This is a genomic window from Streptomyces monomycini, from assembly GCF_022271435.1.
Taxonomy (GTDB): Bacteria; Actinomycetota; Actinomycetes; order Streptomycetales; family Streptomycetaceae; genus Streptomyces; species Streptomyces monomycini.
Map to the genome: position 1 here is coordinate 61,707 of NZ_JAFIQY010000030.1, position 15,689 is coordinate 77,395.

16 protein-coding genes are annotated in these 15,689 nt (G+C 72.7%); 12 read left to right on the forward strand and 4 right to left on the reverse strand.

The window, feature by feature from the left end; translation table 11 throughout:
- Positions 1-4 precede the first annotated feature (4 nt).
- The 10 genes from ribD to JXZ78_RS27850 all read left to right on the forward strand — a co-directional run bounded on the left by ribD (position 5) and on the right by JXZ78_RS27850 (position 8,803).
- Positions 5-1,108, forward strand: a complete 1,104-nt coding sequence (gene ribD, locus JXZ78_RS27805) for a bifunctional diaminohydroxyphosphoribosylaminopyrimidine deaminase/5-amino-6-(5-phosphoribosylamino)uracil reductase RibD (RefSeq protein ID WP_033036999.1) — start codon at positions 5-7, stop codon at positions 1,106-1,108.
- Position 1,109: 1 nt separating this feature from the next.
- Positions 1,110-1,811 (forward strand): riboflavin synthase, encoded by a 702-nt coding sequence (locus JXZ78_RS27810; protein WP_078623922.1) that lies wholly within the window; start codon positions 1,110-1,112, stop codon positions 1,809-1,811.
- Entirely contained in the window at positions 1,808-2,461 is a 654-nt protein-coding gene (locus JXZ78_RS27815; RefSeq protein WP_030017413.1) for a nicotinamide mononucleotide transporter family protein, read from the forward strand. The genes JXZ78_RS27810 and JXZ78_RS27815 overlap by 4 nt, the downstream gene beginning before the upstream one ends.
- The gene (locus JXZ78_RS27820; protein WP_030017414.1) at positions 2,458-3,759 is read left to right on the forward strand and encodes a bifunctional 3,4-dihydroxy-2-butanone-4-phosphate synthase/GTP cyclohydrolase II; all 1,302 of its coding nucleotides are present in this window, start codon (positions 2,458-2,460) and stop codon (positions 3,757-3,759) included. Before JXZ78_RS27815 ends, JXZ78_RS27820 begins: the two co-directional genes overlap by 4 nt.
- A gap of 75 nt (positions 3,760-3,834) precedes the next feature.
- Positions 3,835-4,320, forward strand: a complete 486-nt coding sequence (gene ribH, locus JXZ78_RS27825; protein ID WP_003986918.1) for a 6,7-dimethyl-8-ribityllumazine synthase — start codon at positions 3,835-3,837, stop codon at positions 4,318-4,320.
- A gap of 35 nt (positions 4,321-4,355) precedes the next feature.
- Positions 4,356-4,628 (forward strand): phosphoribosyl-ATP diphosphatase, encoded by a 273-nt coding sequence (locus JXZ78_RS27830; protein WP_030017415.1) that lies wholly within the window; start codon positions 4,356-4,358, stop codon positions 4,626-4,628.
- Between the two features lie 74 nt (positions 4,629-4,702).
- Positions 4,703-5,551, forward strand: a complete 849-nt coding sequence (gene hisG, locus JXZ78_RS27835) for an ATP phosphoribosyltransferase (RefSeq protein WP_030017416.1) — start codon at positions 4,703-4,705, stop codon at positions 5,549-5,551.
- A gap of 91 nt (positions 5,552-5,642) precedes the next feature.
- A complete protein-coding gene (locus tag JXZ78_RS27840; RefSeq protein ID WP_030017417.1) occupies positions 5,643-6,107 on the forward strand; it encodes a PH domain-containing protein in 465 nt (154 codons plus the stop codon).
- A gap of 192 nt (positions 6,108-6,299) precedes the next feature.
- The gene (locus JXZ78_RS27845; protein WP_030017418.1) at positions 6,300-7,646 is read left to right on the forward strand and encodes a hemolysin family protein; all 1,347 of its coding nucleotides are present in this window, start codon (positions 6,300-6,302) and stop codon (positions 7,644-7,646) included.
- Positions 7,643-8,803 carry a hemolysin family protein gene (locus JXZ78_RS27850; protein ID WP_030017419.1) on the forward strand — a complete coding sequence of 387 codons (1,161 nt, stop codon included), beginning with the start codon at positions 7,643-7,645 and terminating at the stop codon, positions 8,801-8,803. Before JXZ78_RS27845 ends, JXZ78_RS27850 begins: the two co-directional genes overlap by 4 nt.
- 189 nt (positions 8,804-8,992) lie before the next feature.
- On the opposite strand, the gene JXZ78_RS27855 is transcribed toward JXZ78_RS27850, so the two are convergent.
- Both JXZ78_RS27855 and JXZ78_RS27860 read right to left on the reverse strand, forming a co-directional pair.
- Positions 8,993-10,888: an AAA family ATPase gene (locus JXZ78_RS27855; protein WP_030017420.1), complete on the reverse strand. Its 1,896-nt coding sequence runs from the start codon at positions 10,886-10,888 to the stop codon at positions 8,993-8,995.
- A 460-nt stretch (positions 10,889-11,348) separates the two neighbouring features.
- Entirely contained in the window at positions 11,349-11,957 is a 609-nt protein-coding gene (locus JXZ78_RS27860) for a uridine kinase family protein (protein WP_030017422.1), read from the reverse strand.
- Positions 11,958-12,215: 258 nt separating this feature from the next.
- On the opposite strand from JXZ78_RS27860, the gene JXZ78_RS27865 reads away from it, so the two are divergent.
- The gene (locus JXZ78_RS27865; protein ID WP_030017423.1) at positions 12,216-13,574 is read left to right on the forward strand and encodes a C39 family peptidase; all 1,359 of its coding nucleotides are present in this window, start codon (positions 12,216-12,218) and stop codon (positions 13,572-13,574) included.
- Positions 13,575-13,721: 147 nt separating this feature from the next.
- Positions 13,722-14,240: a hypothetical protein gene (locus JXZ78_RS27870; protein ID WP_030017424.1), complete on the forward strand. Its 519-nt coding sequence runs from the start codon at positions 13,722-13,724 to the stop codon at positions 14,238-14,240.
- Positions 14,241-14,269: 29 nt separating this feature from the next.
- On the opposite strand, the gene JXZ78_RS27875 is transcribed toward JXZ78_RS27870, so the two are convergent.
- Positions 14,270-14,965 carry an HAD family hydrolase gene (locus JXZ78_RS27875; RefSeq protein WP_030017425.1) on the reverse strand — a complete coding sequence of 232 codons (696 nt, stop codon included), beginning with the start codon at positions 14,963-14,965 and terminating at the stop codon, positions 14,270-14,272.
- A gap of 31 nt (positions 14,966-14,996) precedes the next feature.
- The coding region (locus tag JXZ78_RS27880; protein WP_275128274.1) for a phosphatase PAP2 family protein at positions 14,997-15,689 on the reverse strand (693 nt) is incomplete at its 5' end.

The following is a 15,689-nucleotide window of genomic DNA, read 5'->3' on the forward strand; positions in this document are numbered from 1 at the left end:
GGCGATGCGCCGAGCCATCCAGCTTGCCGCCCGCGGCCTCGGGCACACCAGCCCCAATCCCGTCGTCGGCTGTGTCGTCCTGGACGCCGCCGGGAACGTCGCGGGAGAGGGCTGGCACCAGCGGGCCGGCGGCCCGCACGCCGAGGTCGACGCGCTGCGCGAGGCCGGCGAGCGGGCCCGCGGCGGCACCGCCTTCGTCACGCTGGAACCCTGCAACCACACCGGCCGCACCGGCCCCTGCGCCCAGGCCCTCATCGAGGCGGGCGTCGCCCGGGTGTACTACGCCGTCCCGGACCCGAACCCCGCCGCCACCGGCGGCTCCACCACCCTGGCCGCGGCCGGCGTCGAGGTCGAGGGCGGCCTGCTCGCCGACGAGGCCGCCGCCGGCAACGAGGCCTGGCTGACCGCCGTACTGCGCCGCCGCCCCTTCGTGCTGTGGAAGTACGCCGCCACCCTCGACGGCCGGATCGCCGCCGCCGACGGCACCAGCCGCTGGATCACCTCGGCCGAGTCCCGCGCCGACGTCCACCGGCTGCGCGCCCAGGCCGACGCGGTGATCGTCGGGTCCGGCACCGCCCGCGCGGACGACCCGCACCTCGGCGCGCGCGTCGCGGGCCTGACCGACACCGAGGTCAGCCAGCCGCTGCGGGTCGTCATCGACACCGGTGCCGCCGTCGTCAAGCCCGGCGCCCGCGTCCTGGACGGCACCGCGCCCACCCTGATCGCGGTCGCCGAGGACGCCGACACCGGCCACCTCGACGGACTCGCCCCGATCGTCCGGCTGCCGCGCTCGGCGGGCGGCACCGGGGTGCACCTGCCCGCCCTGCTCGCCGCCCTGTACGAGCGCGACGTCCGGTCGGTGCTCCTGGAGGGCGGCCCGACCCTGGCCGGTGCCTTCCTCGCCGCGCACGCCGTCGACAAGGTCGTCGGCTATCTCGCGCCCGTCCTGCTGGGCGCCGGTCCCGCCGCCCTCGGTGACGCCGGAATCGCCACGATCGACCAGGCGTTGCGCCTGGAGGTGACCGACACCGTCCGGCTCGGGCCCGACCTGCGCATCACCGCCACCCCCGCCCGCCACACCCTGCCCCCCTTGAACGAGGAGAACTGACGTGTTCACCGGAATCGTCGAAGAACTGGGTGAGGTCGCCGCCGTCGAGAACCTCGGGGACAGCTCCCGGTTCACCCTGCGCGGCCCGCTCGTCACCGAGGACGCGAAGCACGGCGACTCGATCGCCGTCAACGGCGTCTGCCTGACCGTCGTGGAGACCGGCGCGGGGACCTTCACCGCCGATGTGATGGCCGAGACGCTCGGCCGCTCCAGCCTGGGCGCGCTCGTCCCCGGCTCGCGGGTCAACCTCGAACGCCCGATGGCGCTGGGCGGCCGCCTCGGCGGCCACCTCGTCCAGGGACACGTGGACGGCACCGGCACCATCGTCTCGCGGACGCCCGGGGAGCACTGGGAGATCGTCGAGGTCGCGCTGCCCGCCGGACTCGCCCGTTACGTCGTGGAGAAAGGCTCCGTCACCGTCGACGGCGTGAGCCTCACCGTGGTGGACGCGGGCGACGACTTCTTCACCATCAGCCTCATCCCCACCACCCTCGCCCTGACCACCCTCGGCATCAAGCAGCCCGGCGACCCGGTCAACCTGGAGGTCGACGTCCTGGCCAAGTACGTCGAACGGCTGCTGGGCCAGGGCGCGGGCCGGAACCAGGGCCAGGGCCAGGAACCGGGCCAGGACCAGGACCAGGGCCAGGACCGGTCCCGGGGCACCGCGGCGGCCGTCGCGGCCGGGGAAGAGAGCCTGCGATGAACCCCCTCGGCTGGCTGAACGGCCCGGCCTTCACCGCCTTCGGCCAGCAGGTCATCTGGTCCGACATGATCGGCAACAGCATCGGCCTGGCCGCCCTCGCCTTCGGCTGGCGGCGCTCCATATGGACCTGGCCCGCGCAGTTCCTGTCCGGCCTGATCCTGGTCTCCGCCTACGCCTACGCCCACCTCAGCGGCGGCATCGGCAAGCAGCTGCTGGTCATCGGCGTGGCGCTGTGGGGCTGGCGGCAGTGGCAGCGCGGCCGGCAGCAGGCCCAGGACGGCTCCATCGCCGTACGCTTCGCCACCTGGCGCGAACGCGGGCTGCTGCTCGCCGGCACGGCCGTCGGCACCGCCGCCGTCGGCTCGCTGTTCGCCCTGCTGCCCCAGCTGTCCTGGAACCCCTGGCCCGACGCGTACATCTTCGTCGGCACCCTGGCGGCGATGGTCGCCCAGGCCCGCGGCCTGGTCGAGTTCTGGTTCGCCTGGCTGCTCGTCGACATCGTCGGCGTCCCCCTCGCCTTCAGCAGCGGCCTGGCCTTCTCCGGCCTGGTCTACGTCGTCTACCTCGGCCTCGTCCTGTGGGGTATGCGCGACTGGTGGCTGCGCTCCCGCACGAACCCGCAGCCCGTCCTGGAAGGAGCGGCGGCATGACCGCACTGCAGAGCTGGTACGACCCCGAGGGTGCCGTCGAGCATGCCGCCCTCCTCGCCCTGGACCCCGTCGAGCAGGCCGTCGCCGACATCGCCGCCGGCCGCCCGGTGGTGGTCGTGGACGACGAGAACCGCGAGAACGAGGGCGACCTCATCGTCGCCGCCGAACGGGCCACCCCCGAGATCCTCGCCTTCATGATGAGCGAGTGCCGCGGCCTGATCTGCGCCCCCATGGAGGGCGCCGAACTGGACCGCCTCGCGCTGCCGCAGATGGTCGAGCACAACACCGAGTCGATGCGCACCGCGTTCACCGTCTCCGTCGACGCCACCTCGGCGCACGGCGTCAGCACCGGCATCTCCGCCGCCGACCGCGCCACCACGCTGCGCCTGCTCGCCTCCGGCGAGGCCGGCCCCGCCGACTTCGTACGGCCCGGCCACATCTTCCCGCTGCGCGCCCGCGAGGGCGGCGTGCTGGCCCGCAACGGCCACACCGAGGCCGGTGTGGACCTCGCCCGGCTGGCCGGGCTGCGGCCCGCCGCCGCCATCGTCGAGATCGCCGGCGAGGACGGCACGATGCTCCGGCTGCCGGAGCTGGTGCCGTTCGCCCGCAAGCACGGCCTGTCGATCATCTCCATCGAGGACCTGATCGCCTACCGCCGCAGCTCGGAGCCGACGGTCCGCCGCGAGGCCGAGACCCGGCTGCCCACCCGCTACGGCGAGTTCACCGCGTACGGCTACCGCTCCACCGTCGACGGCGTCGAGCACATCGCGCTGGTCGCCGGGGAGATCGGCGACGGCGAGGACGTCCTCGTACGCGTCCACTCCGAGTGCCTGACCGGCGACATCTTCCACTCGCTGCGCTGCGACTGCGGCCCTCAGCTGGAGGAGTCGCTGCGGCGCATCTCGGAGGCGGGCCGCGGCGTGGTCATCTACCTGCGCGGCCACGAGGGACGCGGCATCGGGCTGCTGTCCAAGCTGCGCGCGTACGAGCTGCAGGAGCGCGGCCGCGACACCCTCGACGCCAACCTGGAGCTGGGCCTGCCCGCCGACGCCCGGGACTACGGTGCCGGGGCCCAGGTGCTCGCCGACCTCGGCGTGCGCTCGCTGCGGCTGATGACCAACAACCCGGAGAAGACCGAAGCACTGGTCCGGCACGGCCTCAAGGTCATCGGCCGGGAGCCGATGCCTGTACAGGCGGGCGAACACAACCTGCGGTACCTGCGCACCAAGCGGGACCGGATGGGGCACGACCTGCCCTGGCTCGACGCGGACCGCGCGTCGGCCTGCGGCAACCAGTAAGCACCGCGGCCGGACCCGGCCGTCCCACCCACGTATGTACGTGCACGAGCACCGGACCACGAGGAGACCAGAACCGTGAGCGGCAAGGGCGCACCCGAACTGTCCGTGAAGAACTGTGGCGACCTGCGGGTGGCCGTCATCGCCGCCCAGTGGCACGAGAAGGTGATGGACGGCCTGGTGGACGGCGCCCTGCGCGCCCTGTCCGAGCTGGGCATCGACGAGCCGACGCTGCTGCGCGTGCCCGGCAGCTTCGAGCTGCCGGTGGTCGCCAAGGTCCTGGCGGGCCGCGGCTACGACGCGATCGTGGCGCTCGGTGTCGTCATCCGCGGCGGCACCCCGCACTTCGACTACGTGTGCCAGGGCGTCACCCAGGGCCTGACGCAGGTCAGCGTCGACACCGGCGTACCGATCGGGTTCGGCGTGCTGACCTGCGACACCGAGGAGCAGGCCCTGGACCGGGCCGGAATCTTCGGCTCCACCGAGGACAAGGGCCACGAGGCGGTGACCGCGGCCGTCGCCACCGCCGCGACGCTGCGCACCGTCGCCGAGCCCTGGCGCTGAGCGCGGCCGGGCGACCGCGTAGGGTGGTTTCCATCATGTCCAAGAAGACGTTCGAGGAGCTCTTCGCCGAGCTCCAGCAGAAGGCCGCCACCGGCGACCCCGCCACCTCCCGCACCGCCGAGCTGGTCAGCTCCGGCGTCCATGCGATCGGCAAGAAGGTCGTCGAGGAGGCCGCCGAGGTCTGGATGGCCGCGGAGTACGAGTCCGACGAGGCCGCCGCCGAGGAGATCTCCCAGCTCCTGTACCACCTTCAGGTGATGATGGTCGCCAAGGGCATCTCCCTCGACGACGTGTACGCCCATCTCTGAGCCGTCGCCCGGCCCCCGCACCACCCCCTTTTTTCTTCTCTCCCCCCTCCTCCCGCACGAAGGAAGTCGTTCTCATGCTGCGCATCGCCGTCCCGAACAAGGGTTCACTGTCCGAGCCTGCGTCGGCGATGCTCCATGAGGCCGGCTACCGCCAGCGCAAGGACCGCAGGGAGCTGGTCCTGGTCGACGCGGAGAACGAGGTCGAGTTCTTCTTCCTGCGCCCGCGCGACATCGCGGTCTACGTCGGCTCCGGCAAGCTGGACATCGGCATCACCGGCCGCGACCTGCTGCTCGACTCCGGCGCGCAGGCCGAGGAGATCATGCAGCTCGGCTTCGCCGGCTCGACCTTCCGCTACGCCACCCGCCCGGGCACGGCCCGGGAGGTCACCGACTTCGGCGGCATGACGGTCGCCACGTCCTTCTCCGGACTGGTCACCCAGCACCTCGCCGACCACGGTGTGAACGCCTCCGTCGTCCACCTGGACGGCGCCGTGGAGACCGCCATCCAGCTCGGCGTCGCCGAGATCATCGCCGATGTCGTGGAGACCGGCACCACCCTGCGCAACGCCGGACTGGAGATCATCGGCGAGCCGATCCTGAAGTCCGAGGCGGTCGTCATCCGCGGCAAGGGCGCGCCCGAGGACGACCCGAAGGTCCGCCAGTTCCTCCGCCGCATGCAGGGCGTCCTGGTCGCCCGGCGCTACGTGATGATGGACTACGACATCCGCGTCGAGCACGTCGAGAAGGCCGTCGCCCTCACCCCCGGCCTGGAGTCGCCCACCGTCTCCCCGCTGCACCACGAGGGCTGGGTCGCGGTCCGCTCGATGGTCCCCTCCAAGGACGCCCAGCGCATCATGGACGAGCTGTACGAGCTGGGCGCCCGCGCCATCCTGACCACCGGCATCCACGCCTGCCGCCTCTGACCCCGGCCAGGCGGTCCGGCCGCCGCCGACGGGCGGCGGCCACACCCGCCGCCGGCCCGCGCCGGCGGCCCGTACGAAAGAGCCCAGCGACGTGTCCGCGCCCGCATCCGCGCCCCTGCCCGCCCTCCCGGTGACCTTCCGGCCGGGCCGTACCCGTGCCGTCCTGTACGGCGTCGGCATCGCCCAGCTCGCCGTGCTGTCGGTGATCGCCGTCCTGCTGCCGAACCTGGGCGGCGGCGAGCGGGTCAGCTTCGTCTTCACCGGGCTGGTCATCCTCGGCGTGCTGCTGCTGCTCGCGCGGCCCAAGGTCGTCGCCCGGCAGGACGGCGTCACGGTCGTCAACCTGACCACCAAGCGCGAGCTGGCCTGGGCCCAGGTGCTGCGGGTCAATCTGCGCCAGGGCGACCCCTGGGTCCACCTCGACCTGGCCGACGGCACCAGCCTGCCCGCGATGGGCATCCAGCCCGGCATCGCGCGCGACCAGGCCATCCGCGACGCCCGTACGCTGCGGGCGCTCGCCGAGAACCACGGCACCGGGGACCAGCCGGCCCGGTGACCCTGCCCGCACCCCGGCCCTGCTGATTACCCTGGTGCCCAGGGCGCGCCCCGCGCCCCGCCCCGCCAGCGGGCCCCTGCAACATGAGGAGTGACTCCCTCCAGCAATGGACGGATCGTCCGGTAGTACCTGCGCCGCCCCTCCACCGGAACCCCCGCAGCCACGGGAGTCCCCCTTCACGGAGGCGGCGGCATGACCGCCACACTGCTGCTGCTCGCGGCCGCCCTCGTCCTGATCCTCGCCAACGGCTTCTTCGTCGCCGCCGAGTTCGGCCTGGTCACCGTGGAGAAGGCGGAGGCCGAACGGGCAGCCGCCGAAGGGGACCGGCGCGCCCGTACCGTCGTCGGCGCGCTGCGCGAACTCTCCTTCCAGCTCTCCGGCACCCAGCTCGGCATCACCATCACCTCCCTGGTGGTCGGCATGCTCGCCGAGCCCGCCCTGGCCCGGCTGCTGTCCGGGCCGCTGACCGCCACCGGGCTGCCGGCCGGTGCCGTACCCGGCATCGCCGTCGTCATCGGGATGCTGCTGGCCTCCGCCGTGCAGATGGTCCTCGGCGAACTGGTGCCCAAGAACTGGGCGGTCTCCAAGCCGCTCCAGGTCGCCCGCTTCGTCGCGGGCCCGCAGGGCGCCTTCTCGCGGTTCTTCCGCCCGGTGATCTCCCTGCTGAACACCGTCGCCAACCGGCTCGTACGGGCCCTGGGCGTGGAGCCGACCGACGAGCTGGCCTCCGCCCGCACCCCCGGCGAACTGGTCTCGCTCGCCCACCACTCGGCCCGCGCCGGGGTGATCGAGCAGGACACCGCGGACCTGTTCGTGCGCACCCTCTCCCTCGGCGGGCTGACCGCCGAGAACGTGATGACCCCGCGGGTACGGGTCAGCGCCCTCCAGACGTCCGCGACCGCCGAGGACGTCCTCAACCTCACCCGCGCCACCGGTCTGTCCCGCTTCCCCGTCTACCGCACCCGGCTCGACGAGGTGGTGGGCATGGTGCACCTCAAGGACGCCCTCGCGGTGCCCGAACACGACCGGCTGCGCACCCCGGCCGCCCGGATCGCCGTACCGCCGCTCCTGGTCCCGGCGACGCTGCCGGTGCAGCCGCTGCTGGAGCGGCTGCGCAGCGAGCAGCCGATCGCCGTGGTGGTCGACGAGTACGGCGGCACGGCGGGCGTCGTCACCCTGGAGGACATCGTCGAGGAACTGGTCGGCGAGGTACGGGACGAGCACGACCGGATCGACCTGCCCGAGCTGGCCCAGGCACCGCCCGAGGACGGCCGCCCCGCCTGGGACGCCGACGGCGGCTGCCGGGTGGACACCCTGCGGCGGATCGGCCTGGACACGCCCGACGGCCCGTACGAGACCGTGGCGGGCCTGGTGGCCCAGATACTCGGGCGGGTGCCCGCGCCCGGCGACACCGCCGAGCTGGACGGCTGGCGGCTGCGGGTGCGGCTGGTGTCCCACCACCGCGCCGAGCGGGTCCGGATCATACGGACCGCGGGCGCCGCGGCACCCGCCCCGACGCCGGCGGAGGTGGCCCGGTGAGCTTTCTGCAACTCCTCTTCGCCGTCTTCCTGGTCCTGGTCAACGGCTTCTTCGTGGGCGCCGAGTTCGCACTCGTCTCGGTGCGCCGCAGCCAGGTCGAACCGCTGGCCACCGCGGGCTCCAAGCGGGCCCGCACGGTGCTGCACGGCCTGGAGAACCTGCCGCAGATGATGGCGGCGGCCCAGTTCGGCATCACCGTCTGCTCCCTGACGCTCGGCGCGGTCGCCGAACCGACCGTCGCCCGCCTCCTGGAGCCCCTCTTCCACGCGGCACACCTGCCCGAGCCGCTGATCCACCCCCTCGGCTACGTCATAGCCCTGGCCGTGGTGGTCTTCCTCCACCTCGTCATCGGCGAGATGGTCCCGAAGAACCTGGCGATGGCCGCGCCGGAGAAGACCGCGCTGTGGTTCAGCCCCGGCCTGGTCGCCTTCGCCCGGCTGTGCCGCCCGGTCACCGCGCTGCTCGGCGCGTGCGCCCGCGGCGTGCTGCGGCTGTTCCGCGTCGAGCCGAAGGACGAGGTCGAGGCGGTCTTCACCAGCCAGCAGCTCACCGACCTCGTCGAGGACTCCAAGCAGGCCGGCCTGCTGGCCCCGGCCGAGCAGGAACGCCTCTCCGACGCGCTGGAACTGGGCAGCCGGCCCGTCACCGACGTCCTCCTGGACCCGGCCGGACTGGTGACGGTCGACCCGGCCGTCACCCCGCGCCGGGTCCAGGAGCTGACCGTCAAGACCGGCTACTCCCGCTTCCCGGTGTCCGCGCCCGGCGGCGCCTACATGGGCTACCTGCACGTCAAGGACGTACTGGACCTGGAGGAGGGCGACCGCGCGGTGCCGCAGCACATCTGGCACCCGATGACGACGCTGCGCGCCGAACTCCCTCTGGACGACGCCCTGACCGCCATGCGCCGCTCCGCCTCCCACCTGGCCGCCGTCGCGGACGCGACCGGTCGGGTGCTGGGGCTGGTCGCCCTGGAGGACGTACTGGAGAAGCTGGTGGGAGAGGTACGCGACCCGGCGCACCGCCAGGAACTGCCGGCCGTACCGCCCTTCAACGGCGCGCAGGGCGCCCGAGTCCCCGAAGTGCCCGGCGACCGCCTCTCCGGTCCGCGCACTGCCCCGGGACCGGCCACCAGGGAGGATCGGGCGCTGGCGGGGTGACCCGGCCGTGACGATGGTGTGAGCCCGCGGTGGTCCGCGGGCTCACACCGTTTCCGCGGGCGGCGGCCCGGGCCGGAGGCGGTCCGGGCCGGAGGCGGTCCGGGCCGGAGACGGCGACCGCGCGTGGACGAGCAGGACATGTCCGGTTCAACGGCGTAGCTTGCGCAGTTGGACGCCTGCCGCCGCGCGTCAGAGCGGCGGCGCCTCCGGCCCGGCCACCGGACCGCGTCCCGAGAGCACCTCGCCGTACGCCTGCATCAGGTCCGGCAGCCGCAGGGTGGCCAGGTCGTCGCGGGACGGGGCGCCGGACCAGGTGGACAGCCGCAGGTCGCGGTAGGCGCAGCTCTTCTCGTACAGCGTGCGCAGGAAGCGGCCGTTGCCGAGTTCGTCGATCCAGCCCTGGCCGACGACGTGCGCGCTGACGCTGCGCAGCTCCTCCAGCGACTCCTCGTCCCAGTGGTCGCCGTTCTCGGCGGCCAGCACCTCGCCGATGGCGGTCAGCTCCGGCGGCCGGTAGCTCGGGAAGTCGACGCGGGAGGTGAAGCGCGAGGAGAGGCCGGGGTTGGCGGCCAGCAGGCGGTCCATGCCCTCCGGGTAGCCGGCCAGGATGACGACGAGGCGGTCGCGGTTGTCCTCGGCCCGTTTGAGGAGGACTTGCAGGGCTTCGTCGCCGTACGCGTCACCCTTGCTGTACGCGGAGTTCGAGAGGCTGTACGCCTCGTCCACGAACAGCACCCCGCCCAGCGCCGAGTCGATCAGCTCGTTGGCCTTCACGGCGGTCTGCCCCAGGAACTCGCCGACCAGGTCGGCCCGTTGTGCCTCGACCAGATGATCGCCGCCGAGCAGGCCGAGGGCGTAGAACACCCGTCCGAGTATCCGGGCCACGGTGGTCTTGCCCGTGCCGGACGGGCCGGAGAAGACGAAGTGTCGTTTCGGCGGCTGCACCGGAAGGCCCTGGCCCGCCCGCAGCCGCGCCATCCGCAACTGCGCCGACAGCGCCCTGACCTGACGCTTCACCGGCTCCAGACCGACCATCCGCTCCAGTTCGGCGAGCGCCTTCTCCAGCAGCACCGGGTCGGACGGGCCGGCCGGCAGCCGGTCCGAGCGGCGCGGGCCGCCGAGCATCGCCTTCTCCCGTACGGCCGGCCCCGCGTCCCCGAGCGAGCCGCCCGCGAGGTCGCCGTCCGGGACCTCCGGGTCGGTCGTGGCCAGCAGTTCCCGCCCGTCCACCGGGTCGAGCGGGGAGAGCGGGTCCAGATCGCCGCCCGCCTCCTGGCCGAAGCCGGCGGTCACGGCCGCGAGGTCGGTGCCCTCCTCCAGGCCGTCCCCTTCGGCGATGGCCGCGAGCCGCGCCGCGGTGTCCATGAAGGCCGGGTCGACCCGGTGCACCGAGCGGTACAGCGGCAGCGCGGCGGCGCTGCGGCCGGTGCCCTCGTGGGCCCGGGCGAGCCAGTACCGCAGCTCCTTGCGCTGCGGCTGTTCGCTGCGGCAGCGCATCAGAGCGGCCGACAGCAGCGGCTCGGCCTGCCCGAACATCTCCTGGCGCACCCGCGCCATGCCGCCGAACAGTCCGGCCTCGATGCCGAGCAGCGGATCGTCGAGCAGCGGTTCGGTGTGCCGTACGAGCTGGTCCCAGTCCTTGACGAGGTAGGCGCGGCAGGCGTGCAGGAAGCGCACCTGAGGATCGGTGTCCACCGGCGGGCAGCCCGCCAAGGCTTGGTCCAGCTCGGCGACATGGCGGCCGTCGAGCCAGTGCGAGGCGTACGCCAGCAGCAGGTCGCGGCCGGTCTCCAGCACCGGCTGGACCCACCAGCCCAGCCAGTACCAGGAATTGAGTGTGCGTCGGTGGCGGGCCCGCTGTTCCCCGAACCGGTCGCGGTGCCGGTGCATGTGCAGCAGCGCGGTCGAGGTGTCCGCACGCAGTGCGTGCAGGCCGAGCCAGCCGTCGGCCATCGTCGGGTCCATCCGCACCGCGGCCCGGAACTCCTCCTCGGCCTGCGGGTACGCGCCTACCGTGTAGGCGTCCACCGCGCGCAGCCAGGCGAGTTCGGCCGGGGCGTGTGTGCCCTGGGTGCCGAATTCCATCACGTCCCCCATAAAGCGTCCCCCGTGGTGTGCCGCCGGGCGAGTGCCAGGCCACAGCGTGTTCGAACGAACCGGCGTGCTCGGGGCGGCAGTTGCAGGTCGCCCCCGGCTCTTCCACTGCGTCCTTCGGTGGCACGGACTCGCATCGTACCTGCGGTATCGGTGCAGGCCGAAGGGGGCGGTACGGGGGAAGGCGAGGCTCCGCGGCGCGAAGGGAGCGGTGACATAGGGTGAGGAGGCGGACGGCGCGCGGCGGGCGCCGAGCGCCCGGGCACAGAACGAAGCCCCCGATCACGGGGGAACAACCGGGGGCTTCGCGTCTGCGGGCGGTCCGTCAGAACCGCACATTGAGAACGTAAGACCTGTACGCCCCCCAGGTCAAGCCGAGTTGAGGCAGTCGGCGGTACGCGTAGGGCGACGATCTGCGTACCGCCCGTGGTCCGTCACGTACGGTGACGATTCAGGGGGTACCGCACGCCTCACCAGGCCCCGGCAGTACCTCATAACCCTCGGTGCACCCCCGTACCAGCAGGCCGGCGTGCGGACGTGAGGGGTCCGCCGCGAAATGTGCGCGCTCCGCCGGGATCCAGTCATCCCAGAACGCGGCCTGGGCCGGTCCGTCCCGCCGTCGTCCCCGGTCCCAGGAATGACACGCCGTCAGTTCCATCCACAGCAGGCATGCCAGGTGCGGGCGCAGCGCGCGGCGGCCCGCGCCGACGCCCTCCACGACGACGGCGTGCGCCGGTGCCAGCTCCCGGCGCGCGGTGAACTCCCTGCGCTCCCAGTCGTACACCCCGTAGCGTGCGTGCTCCCCCCGGGACAGCGGTTCCAGCACCTGGGTACGGAACCGCTCCGTCCAGTCGAACAGCTCGTCGTGGGTCGCGATGTCGTCCAGACGGACGACCGGGGCGCCGCCGAGCGCCGTGGCCAGATGCCGCGCGAAGGTGCTCTTGCCGGACCCGGCGTGCCCGTCCACCGCGATCAGCCGGACGGGGCCGCAGGACGGGGGCAGCGCGCGCAGCCGGCCGGCGAGGCCGGGCGGGATCGGCCGGATCGGCTCTTGACGCACGCTGCTGCCTGTCTGCTGGGACGGGTGAGACGGTTGAGACGCTGCAAGATTACCGGTACGCCGGGTGCGGACCCGCGGCTCCACGGGCGCCTTCGCGCAGGGGGCTGTCCGGGCCCCGTACGGCCTCCCACTGCCGCAAATTGCTGATCCCCGCGGCGACGCGCGACGAACGGCTGGCCGAAGGGGGTGTGCGGGGGAATAGTTGAGCTCCACTGTTCTCCTGGCTCAATCCTTCGCATCCGACTGGGGGACTCCACCATGAGCAGACCCACGCCCCGGCGTACCGTTCTGGCCGCCGCCCTCGCCGTCGCGGCGGGCGCGGCCACCCCCTTGGCGCACGCCGCCTCCCCTTCCGCACCGTCCGCCGCACCGAAGGCGAAGCGTCTCGTGGACTACCGAGCCTGGCACACCGCAGCCGACTGGAACCAGGGCGTCGCGAACGGCACCCGCGTGGTCGACGGACGCCGCCCCGGCGTGGCGATCGACCGCCCGGCCGGCACCGCCGACTACCGTGATCCGCACACCGGTACGACCGCGGCCTGGGAGTACGCCGTCTGGACGTCCCCGGCCCGCACACTCAAGGTCCCGTCCACCGAAGCCGTCGTCTCCTGGAACGCCCAGACGCCCGCCGGTACGTGGATCGCCGTCGAGCTGCGCGGCACGTACGGCGACGGCGTACGGACCCCGTGGTACGTCATGGGCCGCTGGGCCGCCGGGGACGGCGACATCCGCCGTACCTCCGTCGACGGCCAGAAGGACGGCCGGAGCAGCATCTCCACCGACACCTTCGCGATCGACACCCCGGCGAGCGGCGTGCGGCTCGCCTCGTACGAACTGCGCGTCACGCTCTACCGGAAGCCCGGCACCACCCAGACCCCCACGGTGTGGCGCCTGGGCCTGATGGGCTCCGACATCCCCGACCGCTTCGACGTACCGGCTTCCAAGCCGGGCGTCGCGACCGGCCGCGAGCTGGCGGTGCCGCGCTACTCGCAGGAGACCCACAAGGGGCAGTACCCCGAGTACGACAACGGGGGCGAGGCCTGGTGCAGCCCCACCTCCTCCCAGATGATCATCGAGTACTGGGGCCGCAAACCCACCGCCGCGGACCTGGCCTGGGTCAACCCCGCCTACGCCGACCCCCAGGTCTGCCACGCCGCCCGCTACACCTTCGACTACCAGTACGAGGGCTGCGGCAACTGGCCGTTCAACACCGCCTACGCGGCCACGTACCGGGACATGGAGGCCGTCGTCACCCGGCTGCGCACCCTCTCCGACGCCGAGACCCTCGTCCAGGCGGGCATCCCCGTGATCACCTCACAGTCCTTCCTGGCCGCCGAACTGACCGGCGCGGGCTACGGCACGGCCGGCCACCTGATGACCGTCATCGGCTTCACCCGCACCGGCGACGTCGTCGCCAACGACCCCAACTCACCGACCAACACCGCCGTCCGCCGCGTCTACAAGCGCCGCGAGTTCGAGAACATCTGGCTCCGGACCAAACGCAAGAACGCCGAGGGCAAGGTCGTCAGCGGCACCGGCGGCATCTGCTACGTCTACTTCCCCACCGAGGTCACCGCCGTCCAGCGGCACGCCCTGGCCTCGGCCGGCATCTGCTGAACCCGCCCCTCCGTCTCCCCCCGCCCGACTTCCGAACGTCGATCCGGAGTCCGCCCGTGGCCTACCGGCCGGGCGACGCCTGTGGCGCAATGGACCGGGCGGGGCCGAAGGGGCCCCTGCCGTCGAGAGTTGGGGGAGGGGCAGCATATGTCCGTCGTGGTGTGTTCACTGCTCTGGGACGCGGAGAAGCACGGGGCCGGATCGCAGAAGATCTCGTACGACAGCGACGGGTACCACCTGGTGCGCTTTCCGTACGGGGCGGGCGACGAGTCGTACGACCCCTGGAAGATGCACGACCCGGCCAACGGGGGCGGCACGCCGTCAACGTTCCCGGACGCCAGGTCGGGCCTGATCTGGCCCAGCCACGAGGGCTGGGGAATGCTGTCCGCGATGGTCTTCTGGGCGGCGGACGAGCGTCCGAACGAATACCGGGCACGCTTCGTCCGCGACCCGCTCGGCCCCGGCTACGACTCGACGGGAACCACGGACACGTGGAAGACCGGGGGCGGCCAGTACAAGACGTACCTGTGGCAGATGTTCGTGCACCCGGGAACCCCCGTCGGCCTGAAAATCTCCGCCCGCGGCTCCGGCGACACCAAGGTGCCCGCCGCGATCACACACGCCCAGTTCAAGCTGGCGATTCACACGGAGGTGCTGCGGCCGTAGGCGGGGGCGGAGCGGCGGGTGTGTGGAGGTCAGCCGGCGAGGGTCAGGGTGGGGCGGAGGCCGGTGGGGCGTTCGGTTACCGGGAGGTGGTCTACGGGGAGGTAGGTGCAGCCCAGGACCGTGGCTCCGCCGTCCGCTGTGCGGTCGTCGCCCACCATCAGGACGTTCGTGGGGGTCAGGCCCAGTTCTCCGCAGGCGATCTCGAACAGCCGTGGGTCGGGCTTCTGGATGCCGTGTTCGTACGACAGGACGCAGCTGTCGACGAAGCGGTCGAGGCCGTGTGCGCGGAGCACCGGGCGCAGGTCCCAGCCGATGTTGCTGACCACGCCGGTGCGGATGCCGCGTCGCCGTAGTTCGGACAGGACCTCGGCGGCGTCCGGGTACGGTGCCCACGCGGCAGGTGTCATGTGGCGTTCGTACAGTGCGTCGTACAACGCGTCGTCGGGCAGGGGTACTTGCCGGGCCAGCCCGGTGTAGAGCTCGCGGTGCCGGTCGGCGCTGCGGTCCCGTACCTCCCAGAGGGAGGCCAGGCCGGGCGGCATGTGCTCCGGTGATGAACCGCCGGGCAGGGCGCCGGCCCGGCTCAGCTCCGACGCGAGGCGGACCACCTCCTCCTCCGCGAGGTCCGTCCCGGTCTCGTCCAGCACCGCCCGCAGCCAGCTCTCCGGCGATTCGATGCGCAGCAGCGTCCCGGAGAAGTCGAAGAGCACACCCTTGACCGTCATAGGACCATCCTGTCGCGTCGGCGGCCCGCGGTCATCGCGCCGTCCCGTACCGGTGGGCGTACCCGGCCGCCGCGGCCGCCACCAGCGCCCCGCCCAGCAGCCAGCCGCCGAGCACGTCGGTGGCCCAGTGGACCCCCAGGTAGACGCGGGTGAGCCCGACACCCGTCACGGAGACAGCGATCGGCACGCCGGCCGCCCACAGCCGGCGTCGACGAGCCCCGAGCAGGCGCAACAGCCACAGCGCCAGGCCGCCCGCCACCGCTGCCGTCATGGCGTGGCCGGAGGGGAAGGCCGCGTAGTGCGCGGAATCGACGGGGTCCGGCCACTCGGGGCGCTGACGGCCCACGAGTGCCTTGAGCACCTGCTGCAACGCCGTCCCCACGGCTGCTGTGACGGCCACCCAGCAGCCCAGTACCCACTGCCCGCGGCGCAGTAGGGCGATGACCGCGACGGCCAGGAGAGTCCGCAGGGTCCACGGGTCCCACACCCAGTCGGAGAAGACCTTGTTGACGGAGGTCAGACCGGGAGCCGTGACGGCCGTGCGGTGCAGGGACGTGGCGATGCTGTGGTCGAGGGCGAGCAGCGGGCTCCAGCGGGCGGCCACCAGGGCGAGGAGGGTGATGAAGGGGAGGAGAAGGAGGAGAAGGGTGAGAAGGAGGACAGTGAGGCGGATGGGGCGGTTTGGGGAGGAGGGTGGGTTGGTGGGGGCAGGGAGAGCGGCGGG